At 70.5% G+C, this 14,997-nt stretch carries 10 protein-coding genes; all 10 read left to right on the top strand.

All coding sequences use genetic code 11. From position 1 onward, the window contains the following. Window positions 1-163: 163 nt before the first annotated feature. The 10 genes from cimA (at window position 164) to ABZ154_RS17695 (ending at window position 14,983) form a co-directional block, all read left to right on the top strand. Window positions 164-1,771 carry a citramalate synthase gene (cimA, locus tag ABZ154_RS17740; protein WP_356833565.1) on the top strand — a complete coding sequence of 536 codons (1,608 nt, stop codon included), beginning with the start codon at window positions 164-166 and terminating at the stop codon, window positions 1,769-1,771. A 296-nt stretch (window positions 1,772-2,067) separates the two neighbouring features. After that, window positions 2,068-3,042, top strand: coding sequence for a LacI family DNA-binding transcriptional regulator (locus ABZ154_RS17735; protein WP_356833563.1), 975 nt, complete (start codon window positions 2,068-2,070; stop codon window positions 3,040-3,042). Between the two features lie 85 nt (window positions 3,043-3,127). Then, window positions 3,128-4,804 (top strand): ABC transporter substrate-binding protein, encoded by a 1,677-nt coding sequence (locus ABZ154_RS17730; protein ID WP_356833561.1) that lies wholly within the window; start codon window positions 3,128-3,130, stop codon window positions 4,802-4,804. Window positions 4,805-4,823: 19 nt separating this feature from the next. After that, window positions 4,824-5,897, top strand: coding sequence for an ABC transporter ATP-binding protein (locus ABZ154_RS17725; RefSeq protein ID WP_356833559.1), 1,074 nt, complete (start codon window positions 4,824-4,826; stop codon window positions 5,895-5,897). Then, window positions 5,894-6,874, top strand: coding sequence for an ABC transporter permease (locus ABZ154_RS17720; protein ID WP_356833557.1), 981 nt, complete (start codon window positions 5,894-5,896; stop codon window positions 6,872-6,874). Before ABZ154_RS17725 ends, ABZ154_RS17720 begins: the two co-directional genes overlap by 4 nt. Before the next feature lie 6 nt (window positions 6,875-6,880). Further along, window positions 6,881-7,894: an ABC transporter permease gene (locus tag ABZ154_RS17715; protein ID WP_356833555.1), complete on the top strand. Its 1,014-nt coding sequence runs from the start codon at window positions 6,881-6,883 to the stop codon at window positions 7,892-7,894. After that, the gene (locus tag ABZ154_RS17710) at window positions 7,891-8,886 is read left to right on the top strand and encodes an ABC transporter ATP-binding protein (protein ID WP_356833553.1); all 996 of its coding nucleotides are present in this window, start codon (window positions 7,891-7,893) and stop codon (window positions 8,884-8,886) included. The genes ABZ154_RS17715 and ABZ154_RS17710 overlap by 4 nt, the downstream gene beginning before the upstream one ends. Before the next feature lie 44 nt (window positions 8,887-8,930). Then, window positions 8,931-10,343: a GH1 family beta-glucosidase gene (locus ABZ154_RS17705; RefSeq protein WP_356833551.1), complete on the top strand. Its 1,413-nt coding sequence runs from the start codon at window positions 8,931-8,933 to the stop codon at window positions 10,341-10,343. 100 nt (window positions 10,344-10,443) lie between these two features. Then, complete coding sequence (locus ABZ154_RS17700; protein ID WP_356833548.1) at window positions 10,444-13,542, top strand: glycoside hydrolase family 3 N-terminal domain-containing protein; 3,099 nt, start codon at window positions 10,444-10,446, stop codon at window positions 13,540-13,542. A gap of 58 nt (window positions 13,543-13,600) precedes the next feature. Next, complete coding sequence (locus ABZ154_RS17695; RefSeq protein WP_356833546.1) at window positions 13,601-14,983, top strand: hypothetical protein; 1,383 nt, start codon at window positions 13,601-13,603, stop codon at window positions 14,981-14,983. The last annotated feature ends 14 nt before the right edge of the window (window positions 14,984-14,997 follow it).

Raw genomic sequence — 14,997 nt, 5'->3', positions numbered from 1 at the left:
ACGGCGCGGCCATCGTGCCCCAGACCCGCGCGCAGACCTCTCGCACCCGCGAGGGGTTTTTTCGTTTTCCGGCCACACCCGGGCCGGGCGGAGCGCGCGGGATGATGGGGGCAAGTGGAGCCCGATCGTCCGGATCCACTCATCCGACAGGAGTCAGATCAGCATGACCACCAAGGCCAACGCCACCGACGACAGTTTCCATGTCTTCGACACCACACTGCGCGACGGTGCTCAGCGTGAGGGCATCAACCTGACGGTCGCCGACAAGCTGACCATCGCCCGGCACCTGGACACCTTCGGGGTCGGGTACATCGAGGGCGGCTGGCCGGGTGCCAACCCGCGCGACACGGAGTTCTTCGCCCGGGCACAGCAGGAGATCGCATTCGAGAACGCCCAGCTCGTGGCGTTCGGCGCGACCCGCAGGGCCGGTGGCAGCGCGGCCGAGGACCCCCAGGTGCAAGCGCTGCTGAACTCCGCCGCGCCGGTGATCACGCTGGTTGCCAAGGCGCACGACCGCCATGTGGAGCTGGCCCTGCGCACCACCCTGGCCGAGAACCTGGAAATGGTCCGCGACACCGTCTCCCACCTGCGCGAACAGGGCCGCAGGGTCTTCGTGGACTGCGAGCACTTCTTCGACGGCTACCGGGCCAACGCCGAGTACGCCAAGTCCGTGGTCCGTACCGCGCACGAGGCGGGCGCCGAGGTCGTCATCCTCTGCGACACCAACGGCGGCATGCTCCCCGCCCAGGTCCAGGCCGTCGTCTCCACCGTGATCGCCGACACCGGCGCCCGGCTCGGCATCCACGCCCAGGACGACACCGGCTGCGCGGTCGCGAACACCCTGGCCGCCGTGGACGCCGGCGCCACCCACGTCCAGTGCACGGCCAACGGCTACGGCGAGCGGGTCGGCAACGCCAACCTCTTCCCGGTGGTCGCCGCCCTGGAGCTGAAGTACGGCATGAAGGTGCTGCCCGAGGGTGCGCTCGCCGAGATGACCCGGATCTCGCACGCGATCGCCGAGGTCGTCAACCTCACCCCCTCCACCCACCAGCCGTACGTGGGTGTCTCGGCCTTCGCCCACAAGGCCGGGCTGCACGCCTCCGCGATCAAGGTCGACCCGGACCTCTACCAGCACATCGACCCGGAGCTGGTCGGCAACACCATGCGGATGCTGGTCTCCGACATGGCCGGCCGCGCCTCCATCGAGCTGAAGGGCAAGGAGCTCGGCGTCGACCTCGGCGACGACCGCGCGCTGGTCGGCCGGGTCGTGGAGCGGGTCAAGGAGCGCGAACTCCAGGGCTACACCTACGAGGCCGCCGACGCCTCCTTCGAACTCCTGCTGCGCGGCGAGGTGGAGGGCAGGGCCCGGCGCTACTTCCGTACGGAGTCCTGGCGGGCGATCGTCGAGGACCGCCCCGACGGCACCCACGCCAACGAGGCCACCGTGAAGCTCTGGGCCAAGGGCGAGCGCATCGTCGCCACCGCCGAGGGCAACGGCCCCGTCAACGCCCTGGACCGGGCCCTGCGCGTCGCCCTGGAGCGGATCTACCCGCAGCTCGCCAAGCTGGAGCTGGTCGACTACAAGGTCCGCATCCTGGAGGGCCGTACCGGCACCGAGTCCACCACCCGGGTCCTGATCACCACGGGCGACGGTGACGCGGACTGGGCGACCGTGGGGGTCGCCGAGAACGTCATCGCGGCGTCCTGGCAGGCGCTGGAGGACGCGTACACCTACGGCCTGCTGCGGGCGGGGGTGGAGCCGACCGAATAGCGCGGCCCGTCCCGCCCGCGAGAGCCGCCGTCCCGACCCCGGGGCGGCGGCTCTCACGCGTTCAAGAGGTGAACACGCAACGCCGCCCGCTTGGTCAGCAGATGGGGCCGGACCAATCTCGGTGTGAAGTATTGACGGCCCTGTGTCGGCGGGGTTAACTCCTGCCGCAACGCCGGTACCGGTTCCGGAACCGGTACCGGACGCCTCTCCCGGTATGCCCGCACCGCCCTGCCCCTGCCCCCGCTCTGCCCCGCCCTGTCCTTGCCCTGCCCCTGCCTGGTCCAACGGAGGCCCCGATGCGTGTCACCATCGCCGATGTCGCCCGTGAGGCCGGCGTCAGCAAGACGACCGTGTCGCGGGTCATCAACACCAAGGGCGAGGTGGACGGTTCCACCGCCGCCCGCGTTCGTGAAGTGATCGCACAGCTCGGCTATGTGCCCAGCTCCGGAGCCGTGGGCCTGGCCCGCGGCTCCAGCCGTACCGTCGGCATGCTGGTCCCCTCGCTGACCTGGCCGTGGATGGGCGAACTGCTCCAGGGGGTCGTCGACACCGTCGAGGCCGCCGACTACGGGCTGCTGCTGTTCACCTGCAACCGGGGCGCCGAGTCCGTCCAGCGCTTCACCAGCCAGGTGTCGGCGCGCGCCTTCGACGGGCTCGTCGTCGTCGAGCCGGAGAACACCCTCAGCCACCTCACCGCCCTGCACCGCGACGGCCTGCCGATCGTGCTCATCGACGACCGCGGCCACCACCCCGCATTCCCCTCCGTCGTGACCACCAACCACGAGGGAGGAGCGTCGGCGGCCCGCCACCTGCTCGCCGCCGGACGCTCCAGGCCCGTCGTCCTCACCGGACCCCAGCACTTCGGCTGCGTACGGGACCGGCTCGGCGGATTCCGCTCGGTCCTGCCCGACGTCCGCGTCGTCGACGGCGACTTCACCGAAGTCGGCGGCCGCCTCGCCATGGAGGAACTCCTCGCCCGGGGCGTCGAGTTCGACTCCGTCTTCGCGCACAACGACATCAGCGCGGCCGGCGTGCTGCGGGCCCTGCGTGCCGCCGGGCGCCGGGTCCCGGACGACATCGCGGTCGTCGGCTTCGACGACATCCCGATGGCCGAACACACCGAACCGCCCCTCACCACCGTGCGCCAGCCCACCCGCCGGATGGGGGAGACGGCGGCCCGGATGCTGCTCTCCCACCTCGGCGGCACGCCCGTACCGGACGGCCCGGCCGTGCTGCCCACCGAACTGGTCGTGCGCCACTCGGCGCCGTGACGGACCCGGCCGCCCGGCCGCGCCCCGCCTCACCCCTTCCGCCCGCCGGATCGCCCCGACCCGGCAGCCCTTTCCTGGAGTCGCCATGTCGTCACGCCGTCGCACCACGCTCAGAGCGGTCGCCGCAGCCACCGTCGTGATCGCCCTCGCCGCCGGCTGCTCGAACGCCAACTCGGGTGCCAACAAGGGCGGCGGCTCCGCCACCGGCGTGCTGACCCTCGGCAAGCCGGACGGGCCGCAGACCAACAACAGCAACCCGTTCCTCAACACCTCGGCGGGCGCCACGCTCGGCTACCGGTACATGATCTACGAGCCGCTGGCCATGACGAACATGATCAAGCCCACCGACAAGGCGGACCCCTGGCTCGCCACCGACTGGGAGTGGGAGTCCAACTTCACCAAGGTCACCTTCACCCTGGACGACCGGGCGAAGTGGGCCGACGGGAAGCCCCTGACGGCGGCCGACGTGGAGTACACCTTCAACCTCCTGAAGAAGCATCCCGCGCTCAACGGCAACGGCATCCCCTTCGACGGGATCGCGGTCGAGGACGGGAAGGTCGTTCTGACCTTCAAGGAGTCCCAGTTCGTCAACCAGAACAAGATCATCCAGACCTTCATCGTGCCCAAGCACATCTGGGAGAAGGTCGAGAACCCGGAGACCTGGCCCAACCGCACACCCGTCGGCTCCGGCCCGTACAAACTCAAGACGTTCACCCCGCAGACCACCACCCTGATCGCCACGCCGACCTACTGGAACGGCAGGACGAAGGTCAAGGAGCTGCGCTACACCGCGTACAACGACAACAGCGCGGCGACCACCGCGCTGGCCACCGGCAAGGTCGAGTGGTCCTTCGTCTTCATGCCGAACCACAAGCAGCTCTTTATCGACAAGGACCCCAAGAACCACAAGCTGTGGTTCCCCTCCGGCCTCGGCATCCACGGCCTCTGGTTCAACACCGCCCGCAAGCCCTTCGACAACCCGGCGCTGCGCAAGGCGATGGCGATGGTCGTCGACCGCAAGGCCATCCACATCCAGGCCCAGGCCACGCTCTACCCGGAGATCACCAACCCGACGGGCATCCCGCTCCCCGCCGGTGAGCCCTTCCTGGCTCCCGAGTACCAGGGCGCGATCACCAAGCCCGATGTCGCCGGAGCGAAGAGACTGCTCGACGAGGCCGGCTTCGAGCTCAGCGGCGGGGTGCTCAAGGACCCGTCCGGCAAGCCGGTGACGCTCACCTTCACCGACCCGGCCGGCTGGAACGACTACATCACCGGTCTCGCCATCATCAAGGACAACATCAAGCAGCTCGGCATCGAGGCCAAGGTCAAGACCCAGACCGCCGAGGCCTGGGGCGTGGACGTGGCCAACGGCAACTTCGACGCCACCCTGCACTGGACCAACAGCGGCGCGACGCCCTACGACATGTACCAGAACATCATGGACGGGGCGATCCTCCAGCCCATCGGCAAGAGCTCCCAGACGGGCAACTTCGGCCGTTTCAAGAGCGACGAGGCCACCACCGCCCTCAAGGAGTACGCGGGCGCCAAGGACGAGGGGACCCGCACGAAGGCGCTCCACACCCTCCAGAGGATCTTCGTCGAGCAGGCCCCCGTCATCCCGACGGCCGCCGCCCCCATCGGCGCCGAGTACTCCACGAAGAACTGGATCGGCTGGCCCACCGAGGCCAACCCGTACGCCCCGCCGCAGCACACCCAGCCCAGCGCGCTGGAGATCGTGCTGAACCTCACGCCCGCCAAGTAAGCACGGGGAAGAACCGGCCATGACCACCGATCAGTCCGAGACCGTGCGCACCGGCACCGACGTGGTGCTGGAAGCGCGCGGGGTCACCAAGCACTTTCCCCTGCGCCGCACCGCGCGCGACCTGTTCGCCCGCCGGCGCCGCAGCGTCCGCGCCGTCGACGACGTCTCGCTCCAGCTCAGGCGCGGCACCGTCACGGCCCTGGTGGGGGAGTCCGGCTCGGGCAAGTCCACCGTCGCCCGTCTGCTCGCCCAGCTCCACCCGCTCACCTCGGGCGAGATACGGCTGGGCGGCGAGCCGGTCGTGGCCGGTCGTGGCCGGTCCTTCCGCCGCTACGTACGCCGGGTCCAGCTGATCTTCCAGGACCCGTTCGCCTCGCTGAACCCGGTGCACACCGTGCGCTACCACCTGACCCGCGCCCTGAAGATCCACGACCGGGCCGGCAGCGGGGACAAGGAGCTGGAACAGGCCCTGGCCGACCTGCTGAACCGGGTCCAGCTCACCCCGCCCCAGCAGTTCCTGGACAAGTTCCCGCACGAGCTCTCCGGTGGCCAGCGCCAGCGCGTCGCCATCGCCCGCGCCCTCGGCGCCGACCCGCAGGTCCTCCTCGCCGACGAGCCCGTCTCCATGCTCGACGTGTCGATCCGGCTCGGGGTCCTCAACCTGCTCCGCGACCTCAAGGAGCGCCTGCACCTGGCGATCCTCTACATCACCCACGACATCGCCTCCGCCCGCTACTTCGCGGACACCACCCTGGTGATGTACGCGGGCCGGATCGTCGAGGGCGGCGACAGCGAGACCGTCACCCAGCGCCCCGCCCACCCCTACACCCAGCTCCTCATCGCCTCCGCGCCCGACCCCGACCGGGTCGTCGCCGAAGAGGAACAGGAGGAGACCGGCTCCGGCGAGCCACCCTCCCTCATCGCCCCGCCGGCCGGCTGCCGCTTCCACCCGCGCTGCCCGAAGGCCATGGAGCGCTGCCGCACCGAACTCCCGCCGCGCTTCGACCTGGCGGACGGGCAGTGGGCGGCGTGCTGGCTGTACGACGGCACGAGTGCGAGTGCGACCGCAGCGGTCGAGGAGGTCTCCCGGTGAAGTACCTCCTCCAACGGCTCGCCTTCTACGCCGTCACCGCCTGGGCCGCCATCACCATCAACTTCCTCATCCCGCGCCTGATGCCCGGCGACCCCGTCCAGGCGCTGCTCAGCCGCTACCAGGGCCAGCTCGACACCAAGGCCATCGACTCCCTCAAGGCCCTCTTCGGCCTCGACAAGCAGCAGTCGCTCTGGCAGCAGTACACCGACTACTGGGCCCACCTCCTCGACGGCGACCTCGGCCTCTCCTTCACCTTCTTCCCGACCCCGGTCAGCGAGGTGATCGTCCAGTCCCTGCCGTGGACGCTCGCCCTGGTCGGCGTCACCACGCTGCTCAGCTTCATCCTCGGTACCGGCATCGGCGTCTACAGCGGCTGGAAGCGCGGCTCGTGGCTGGACGGACTGCTGCCCGTCACCACCTTCATCTCCTCCATCCCCTACTTCTGGCTCGGCCTCATCGCGATCGCCCTGTTCGCCGAGAAGTGGTCCCTCTTCCCGAACTCCGGCGGCTACGACAACAGCCTCGTCCCGGCCTTCGACTGGCCGTTCATCTCCAGCGCCCTCTACCACGCGTTCCTCCCCGGCGTGACGATCGTGCTGAGCGCCGTGGCCGGCTGGATCCTCGGCATGCGGAACATGATGGTCACCGTCTCCTCCGAGGACTACGTGATGGTGGCGCAGGCCAAGGGCCTCTCCGAGCGGCGCGTGATGTTCGGTTACGCGGCCCGCAACGCGGTCCTCCCCAACATCTCCGGCTTCGCCCTCTCCCTGGGCTTCATCGTCGGCGGCACGCTGCTGGTCGAGATGGTCTTCACCTATCCGGGCATCGGCTTCCAGCTGCTCCAGGCGGTCGGCGCCAAGGACTACCCGCTGATGCAGGGCGTCTTCCTGATCATCACGCTCTCCGTCCTGGCCGCCAACCTGCTCGCCGACCTCGTCTACGCCGCCCTGGACCCCCGCACCCGGAAGGAGGCGTAGGTCCCCATGTCCATCACCGCCACCGATGCCGCCGTCCTGGACGGCCCGCCCGCACCCGAGGCGCCCACCCGCCGGGCCCGGCTCCGGTTCCTGCGCGGGGGCAAGACCCGTACCGGGCTGCTCATGCTCGCGTTCTTCGTCCTGCTGGCCGTCATCGGCCCGTGGATCGCCCCGTACGACCCCGACGCGATGAGCGGCCGGCTCCTCCAACCGCCTTCCGGTGCGCACTGGTTCGGCACCACGCACACCGGGCAGGACGTCCTGTCCCAGATCCTGGTCGGCACCCGGGGCGTCCTGATCGTCGGCTTCGTCGCGGCGGTCATCGCCACCGTGCTCTCGGTCCTCATCGGGGTCACCGCCGGGTTCATCGGCGGGGCCGTCGACGAGATCCTCTCCGCGCTCGCCAACATCTTCCTGGTGCTGCCCGGACTCCCGCTGATCATCATCGTCGCGAGCTTCGTCCCGGACACCGGCGACCTGCTCATCGCCTTCGCCATCGCTCTGACCTCCTGGGCCTGGGGATCGCGCATCCTGCGCGCCCAGACGCTGTCGCTGCGCCGCCGCGACTACGTGGAGGCCGCCCGCGCCACCGGCGAGTCGACCTGGCGGATCATCCTCTTCGAGATCATGCCGAACCTCACCGCGGTGATCGCCTCCGGCTTCGTCGGCACGGTCATCTTCGCCGTCCTCACCGAGATCACCCTCGCCTTCATCGGCGTCGCGGACATCTCGCACTGGAACTGGGGCACGGTCCTCTTCTGGGCCCAGTCCAACCAGGCCCTCGCCCAGGGCGCCTGGTGGTGGTTCGTCCCGGCCGGCCTCTGCATCGCCCTGCTGGGCACCGCACTCGCCCTGATCAACTTCGGCATCGACGAGTTCGTCAACCCACGCCTGCGCACCGCCACCGGCTCTTCCCGGAAGGTGAAGATGCGCGTCGGCTTCACCCCCGTCGCCCGCACCTCGGCGACCGGCAACGGCAGACACAGCAAGCACAGCAGCAGCAAGGAGCCGCGCCCATGAGCGCCGAGCCGGTCCTCACCATCAGCGGACTGAACGTCGACTACGGCACCGACGAGCGGGCCGTGCACGCCCTGCGGGACATCGACCTCACCCTCCATCGAGGCGAAGTCCTGGGCCTGGCAGGGGAGTCGGGGTCCGGGAAGTCGACCCTCGCGTACGCCGTGACCCGGCTGCTCCCACCGCCCGGGGTGATCACCGGCGGTGAGGTCCACTACCACCGGCCGGGCGGCGACCGGCTCGACATCCTCTCGCTCTCCCCGGAGCAGCTGCGTGCCTTCCGCTGGCAGGAGCTGTCCATCGTGTTCCAGGGGGCGATGAACTCCCTCAACCCGGTGCACACCGTCCACAGCCAGCTCACCGACGTCCTGAAAGCCCACCGCCCCGAACTGAAGAAGGCCCGGCGGACGGACCGCGCGATGGAGTTGCTCAGCCTCGTCGGCATCTCCGCCGACCGGCTCGCCGCCTACCCGCACCAGCTCTCCGGCGGGATGCGGCAGCGCGTGATGATCGCGATGGCGCTCGCCCTGGAACCCGAGATCGTCGTCATGGACGAGCCGACGACCGCGCTCGACGTCGTGATGCAGCGCCAGATCCTGCGGCGGCTCGTCCGGTTGAGGGAACAGCTCAGCTTCTCCGTCGTGTTCATCACCCACGACATCTCGCTCCTGATCGAATTCTCGGACCGGATCGCGATCATGTACGGGGGCCGCATCGTGGAGGAGGCGGGTGCGGCGGAGATCTACCGCGACCCCCGCCACCCCTACAGCGACGGGCTGCTCCACTCCTTCCCCGCGCTCCACGGCCCGCGCCGCGAGCTGACCGGCATCCCTGGCTCACCCCCGCACCTGTCCGCGATGCCGGCCGGCTGCGCGTTCCACCCGCGCTGCGGCAAGGCCTTCGAGCCGTGCGACGTACGGGTCCCGCTGCTGGCCGCTCCGGCGCTGTCACCCACCGCCGGCCGCCGCACGGTCGCCTGCCACCTGCACGCCTGACCAGGCGGTCCCCACCCGACCAGGCCCCTACGTACGGAGAACGGATGAACCTCGCCAGCACCCCGCAGCGCATCCTTCGGCCCGCCGCGGTACGCGGGCTCCCGGCCGGCTTCCGATGGGGCGTCGCCACCTCCTCGTACCAGATCGAGGGAGCGGCCGCCGAGGACGGCCGCACCCCCTCCATCTGGGACACCTTCTGCCAGGTGCCCGGAGCCGTCGAGGGCGGCGAGAGCGGGGATGTGGCCTGCGACCACTACCACCGGATGGAGCAGGACGTGGAGCTGATCGCGGGCCTCGGCGTCGACACCTACCGCTTCTCGCTCGCCTGGCCGCGCATCCAGCCGGGCGGCCGGGGCCCGGCGAACGCGAAGGGGCTCGACTTCTACAAGCGGCTGGTCGACGAGCTCCAGGGGCGGGGCGTCACCCCCTGGATCACCCTCTACCACTGGGACCTGCCGCAGGAGCTGGAGGACGCGGGCGGCTGGCCCGCGCGGGACACGTCCCTGCGGTTCGCGGAGTACGCCTTGCTCGCGTACGAGGCCCTCGGCGACCGGGTCGAGCACTGGACCACGCTGAACGAGCCCTGGTGCTCGGCGATGCTCGGTTACGCGTACGGCGTCCACGCCCCCGGCCGCACGGACTTCGGTGCCTCGATGCACGCCGTCCACCACCTGCTCCTGGGCCACGGTCTCGCCGCGGGGGCGATGCGGGAGGCGGCGGGGAGTGCCCCGCTGGAGCTCGGCATCACCCTCAACCTGGGTACCGCCACCCCGGAGACCCCCAGCGAGGCCGACCGTGACGCGTGCCGCCGCGCCGACGGCATGGGCACCCGCCTCTACCTGGACCCGATCGTCCACGGCCGCTACCCCGAGGACGTCGTCGCGGACCTGGCCGCCCGGAGCGTCGAACTCCCCGTACAGGCAGGCGACTTCGCGGCCATCTCCACGCCCCTCGACGTCCTCGGCGTCAACTTCTACCGGGGCATGCAGTTCTCCGGCACCACCGAGGACGGATCGACGGCCGACGCCGAAGGGCTTCCCGTGGTCCGCATGGTGGAGCGGGACCTGCCGCGTACGGCCATGGACTGGGAGATCACGCCCACCGAACTCACCCACCTGCTGGTGCGGTTGGAGCAGGATTACGGGCTCCCGACCGTCATCACCGAGAACGGCGCCGCCTTCGACGACACCGTGGCCGCCGACGGCTCGGTCCCCGACGCCGACCGCACCGCCTACCTCGCCGACCACATCGACGCCGTCGCCGCCGCCCGCGGCCGAGGAGCCGACGTCCGGGGCTACTTCGCCTGGTCGCTGATGGACAACTTCGAGTGGGCCTACGGCTACGACAAGCGGTTCGGCATCGTCCGCGTCGACTACGCCACCCAGACCCGCACGCTCAAGGACAGAGCCAAGTGGTACCGCGACACGATCCGGCTCACCCGGGGCGAGGAGCGGTAACATCCCGGCTCACCCGGGTCTCCACCGTGCGATGCGCCAACACCACTGATCCATAACACCGTTCGGCCCACCCGTCCCCAAGATGAGAGCGCTCTCAAAAATGCCTCCCACCCTGTACCCCCGCCCCCGCAAGGGCAGAAGCAGACCCGCGACAGCCGCCCTGGCCGCCGCCGCGGTCCTGGCCACCCTGCTCGCCGGCGCGGCGCCCAGCCAGGCCGCCGCCGACGACCCGGCCCCCGTGCTCATCGACCGCTTCGAGGGCGAGGTGCCGCTGGGCAGCAACCCGCCCGCCGACGCCATCTTCACCTGGGGCGGCGATGCGGACGACCACCCACAGCTGAAGCTCGCCGAGCGCGCGGACGCCCCCGAGGGCGAGCAGGTCCTCGAAGGCTCCTACGACATCAGCGCCTGGGGTGGGTTCAGCCACGAGTTCGCCGTGGACACCCCGCCGCAGAACTGGACCGCGCACAAGGGCGTCCGCTTCTGGTGGTACGGCCAGAACACCGCACCCCTGCCGCCCGGTTCGGGCAAGCGCATCCACTTCGAGATAAAGGACGGCGGCGCCAACGGCGGCGCGTCCGAGCTGTGGACCACCTCCTTCACCGACGACTGGGAGGGCTGGCAGCTGGTCGAGATCCCGTTCGCGGACTTCGTCTACCGGGCCGACTACCAGCCCGTCGGCGGTATCGACCAGATCCTCGGCCTGAACGAGATGTGGGGCTACGCCTTCACCATGCCCGGCGGCGCCCCCGGCAGCTTCGCCCTGGACGCCGTGGAGCTGTACGGAAAGGCGGACCCGGCGCTCACCGCGAGCGTCGTCACCGACACGGCCGTCCGCCCGGTGAAGAACGGCGCCGGCGCCGAACTCATCCTCTCCGTCACCACGACCGGCTCCGTCCCCACCGAGGAGCCGATCACCGTCTCGTACGCCACCAAGGGCGGCACGGCGGTCGCGGGCACGGACTACACCCCGGTCACCGGCAGCCACACCTTCCCCGCGGGCACCGCGTCCGGCACCACCCACAAGGTCACCGTCCGCACCGCGAAGGCGTCCAAGCCTGCCGAGGCGAAGACGATCCCCCTGGAGCTGACCGTCACCGGCGCCAAGGCCCCCAAGGAGAACCCGCAGGTCGTCATCGACGCCCACGGACTCCCGTACCAGAACGCCAAGTTGCCGGTGAAGCAGCGGGTGGCGGACCTGCTGGCACGGATGTCGCCCGCCGAGAAGGCCGGCCAGATGACCCAGGCCGAGCGCAACGCGCTGCGCACGCCCGGTGACATCGCCGCCTACGACCTCGGCTCGCTGCTCTCCGGCGGCGGCTCGGTCCCCACCCCCAACACCGCCGCCGCCTGGGCCAAGATGGTCGACGCCTACCAGCTGCGCGCCCAGGCCACCCGCTTCCAGATCCCGCTGATCTACGGCGTGGACGCGGTGCACGGCCACAACAACGTCATCGGCGCGACGATCATGCCGCACAACATCGGCATCGGCGCGGGCCGCGATCCGAAGAGCGCCGAGAGAACGGGCGCGATCACCGCGAAGGAAGTCCGCTCCACCGGCGTCCCGTGGGACTTCGCCCCCTGCGTCTGCGTCACCCGCGACGACCGCTGGGGCCGCTCCTACGAGGCGTTCGGTGAGGATCCGGCCCTGGTCGAGGCCATGGAGACGGTCATCCAGGGCATGCAGGGCGCCCCCTCCGGCAAGGACCTGCACCGCAACGACAAGGTGCTCGGCAGCGCGAAGCACTTCGTCGGCGACGGCGGCACCGAGTACGGCTCCGCCACCACCGGCTCGTACACGATCGACCAGGGCATCACCAAGGTCACCCGCCAGGAGCTGGAGGCAGTACATCTGTCGCCGTTCGCGGAGTCGGTCAAGCGGGGCGTGGGCACGATCATGCCCTCGTACTCCTCGCTCGACATCCTGGGCGACGACCAGGGCCCGGTGAAGATGCACGCCAACGCCGAGATGATCAACGGCGTCCTCAAGGACCGCATGGGCTTCGAGGGCTTCGTCATCAGCGACTGGCAGGCCATCGACCAGATCCCCGGCGACTACCCGAGCGACGTGCGTACGTCGGTCAACGCCGGACTCGACATGATCATGGTCCCGACCGCGTACCAGGAGTTCACCAAGACGCTCATGGAGGAGGTCGCGGCGGGCCGGATCAGCCAGGCCCGGATCGACGACGCGGTCTCCCGCATCCTCACCCAGAAGTTCCGCCTCGGCCTCTTCGAGAAGCCGTACGCGGATACCACGCACCTGTCGAAGGTCGGCTCGGCCGAGCACCGCGCGGTGGCCCGTGAGGCGGTCGCGAAGTCGCAGGTGCTGCTGAAGAACGAGGGAGCGGTCCTTCCGCTCAAGCCGAACCAGAAGGTGTACGTCGCCGGGTCCAACGCCGACGACATCGGCAACCAGGCCGGCGGCTGGACGATCAGCTGGCAGGGATCGTCCGGCAAGACCACCCCGGGCACGACGATCCTGGAGGGCATGAAGAAGGCGGCGGAGACTCCCGAGTCCGTCACCTACTCCAAGGACGCCTCGGCCGCCACGGACGGTCACGACGTGGGTGTCGTGGTCGTCGGCGAGACCCCGTACGCCGAAGGCATCGGTGACGTCGGCAACGGCCACGACCTGGAGCTGACGGCCGCCGACGAGGCCGCCGTCGACAAGGTCTGCGCGGCCATGAAGTGCGCGGTCCTCATCGTCTCGGGCCGCCCGCAGCTCATCGGCGACCAGCTCGGCAAGATCAACGCACTGGTGGCCTCGTGGCTCCCGGGCTCCGAGGGCGACGGCGTGGCCGACGTGCTCTACGGCAAGCGCGCCTTCACCGGACAGCTGCCGGTGACCTGGCCGAAGTCGGAGGCGCAGCTCCCGATCAACGTCGGGGACACGGCGTACGACCCGCAGTTCCCGTACGGCTGGGGCCTGACCACCCTGACCAAGCCCCCGGCCGGCGGCGAGCTGACCCTGGCCGCCCTCGCCGTCGCCGCGCAGGTCGCGGAGAAGGCGAAGCTGGGGAGGACCCCGGCGGGCAAGGCGATCGTGGACCAGGCCCGGCTGCTGGTCCAGCAGAAGATCAACGGAAAGTTCGGTCAGAGCGTCTCCAAGCCGTTCGCGGAGGCGGACCACCTGCTGCTGAAGGGTGACCTGACGGGCGCGGTGGCCAAGCTGCGAACGGCGTACAAGGCCGCCTAGCGATCCGGTGCTCCAGGCGGGCGACGGCGTTCGTCGCCCGCCTGGAGTAGCGTTAAGTATGAGGAAAAGGCTCTTCCCCACGCTGTTGGCGGGCCTGCTGCTCATCATCGCAGCGGCTGCACTCGCCCTGACCTCCCCTGCGTCGGCCGCCCCCGCGGCGACGATCACCGACGCCGCCCAGGCCCTGCGCGAGGACCCGGTCTATGTGGACCCGGCAGCCCGCGATCAGCTCTCCGTCGCTGACGAGAAGGCCCTGGAAGCCACCATCGAGAACGCGGACAAGCCGGTCTTCGTCGCCGTCCTGCCCGACACCGAGGCCTTCCCCGAGGAGGGCCTCCTCCGGGCCCTGCGCAACGACACCGGCATCACCGGCGTCTACGCCGTACGCCTGGGCGACGGCTTCAACGCGGGCGCGGACCCACAGGTCATGCCCACGAGGGCGGTCGAGAACCTGACCGCCTCCGTGGAGAACCCGGCCACCGACACCGACGCACCGGCCCAGCTCAACGCCTTCGTCGACCGGGCCGTCGAACAGGCCCGGGGCACCGCCCCCGCCTCCTGGTCCGGCGGCTCGGGCACGGCCGACGACCCCGGCGCCCCGGTCTCCGGCCTGATCACGCTCGGAGCCCTGGTGGCGGCGGGCGGCGCGGGAGCGTACGCGATCTCCCGCCGCAACAAGCAGCGGAAGGCGGAGGAGGAGCGAGCGGCCCTCGACAAGCTGCGGGTCGTGGTGGACGAGGACATCACCGCGTACGGCGAGACCCTGGAACGCCTGGACTTCCACCCCGCCGAACCGGGCGCCGACGACACCATGCGCGGCGACTACGAACGCGCCCTGGACTCCTACGAGAGCGCCAAGACGAAGATGGCCGAGGCCGAGCACCCCTCGGACGTCCGCGGGGTCACCCAGTCCCTGGAGGACGGCCGCTACTCCCTCGCGGTCCTGGAGGCCCGCCGCACGGGGGCGGAGATCCCGGCCCGCCGCCCACCGTGCTTCTTCGACCCACGCCACGGCCCCGCGGTCACCGACGTGCTGTGGACCCCTTCGGGCGGCGCGTCCCGCGAGGTCCCGGTCTGCGGCGCCGACGAGATCCGGCTGACCCGGGGCGAGGACCCCATGAGCCGGACGGTCGACGTCGGCGACGGCAACCGTCGCCCGTACTGGGAGGCGGGCCCGGCCTACGGCCCCTGGGCCGGCGGCTACTTCGGCGGCGGTCTGCTCCCCGGCCTGCTGGTCGGCACGATGCTCGGCTCCATGCTCGCCACTCCGGCGTACGCCTCCGAGTACGGCGGCGGTGACTTCGGCGGCGGTGCGGGCGGGGAATGGGGCGGCGGCGACTTCTCCGGCTCCGACTTCGACTCCTCAGGCTTCGGCGGGGGAGGCGGCTTCGGCGACGGCGGAGGGTTCGGCGGCGGCGGTTTCGACGGAGGCGGCTTCTAGCGTCCCGCGAGCCT

Source organism: Streptomyces sp. NPDC006261 (assembly GCF_040613515.1).
Taxonomy (GTDB): Bacteria; Actinomycetota; Actinomycetes; order Streptomycetales; family Streptomycetaceae; genus Streptomyces.
This window is presented reverse-complemented; position numbering and strand designations above follow the sequence as displayed.

What these genes read in the sequence shown, in the direction of transcription:
- cimA (WP_356833565.1), top strand. Translation starts at nt 164, where the DNA reads ATGACCACCAAGGCCAACGCCACCGACGACAGTTTCCATGTCTTCGAC.
- ABZ154_RS17735 (WP_356833563.1), top strand. Translation starts at nt 2,068, where the DNA reads ATGCGTGTCACCATCGCCGATGTCGCCCGTGAGGCCGGCGTCAGCAAG.
- ABZ154_RS17730 (WP_356833561.1), top strand. Translation starts at nt 3,128, where the DNA reads ATGTCGTCACGCCGTCGCACCACGCTCAGAGCGGTCGCCGCAGCCACC.
- ABZ154_RS17725 (WP_356833559.1), top strand. Translation starts at nt 4,824, where the DNA reads ATGACCACCGATCAGTCCGAGACCGTGCGCACCGGCACCGACGTGGTG.
- ABZ154_RS17715 (WP_356833555.1), top strand. Translation starts at nt 6,881, where the DNA reads ATGTCCATCACCGCCACCGATGCCGCCGTCCTGGACGGCCCGCCCGCA.
- ABZ154_RS17710 (WP_356833553.1), top strand. Translation starts at nt 7,891, where the DNA reads ATGAGCGCCGAGCCGGTCCTCACCATCAGCGGACTGAACGTCGACTAC.
- ABZ154_RS17705 (WP_356833551.1), top strand. Translation starts at nt 8,931, where the DNA reads ATGAACCTCGCCAGCACCCCGCAGCGCATCCTTCGGCCCGCCGCGGTA.
- ABZ154_RS17700 (WP_356833548.1), top strand. Translation starts at nt 10,444, where the DNA reads ATGCCTCCCACCCTGTACCCCCGCCCCCGCAAGGGCAGAAGCAGACCC.
- ABZ154_RS17695 (WP_356833546.1), top strand. Translation starts at nt 13,601, where the DNA reads ATGAGGAAAAGGCTCTTCCCCACGCTGTTGGCGGGCCTGCTGCTCATC.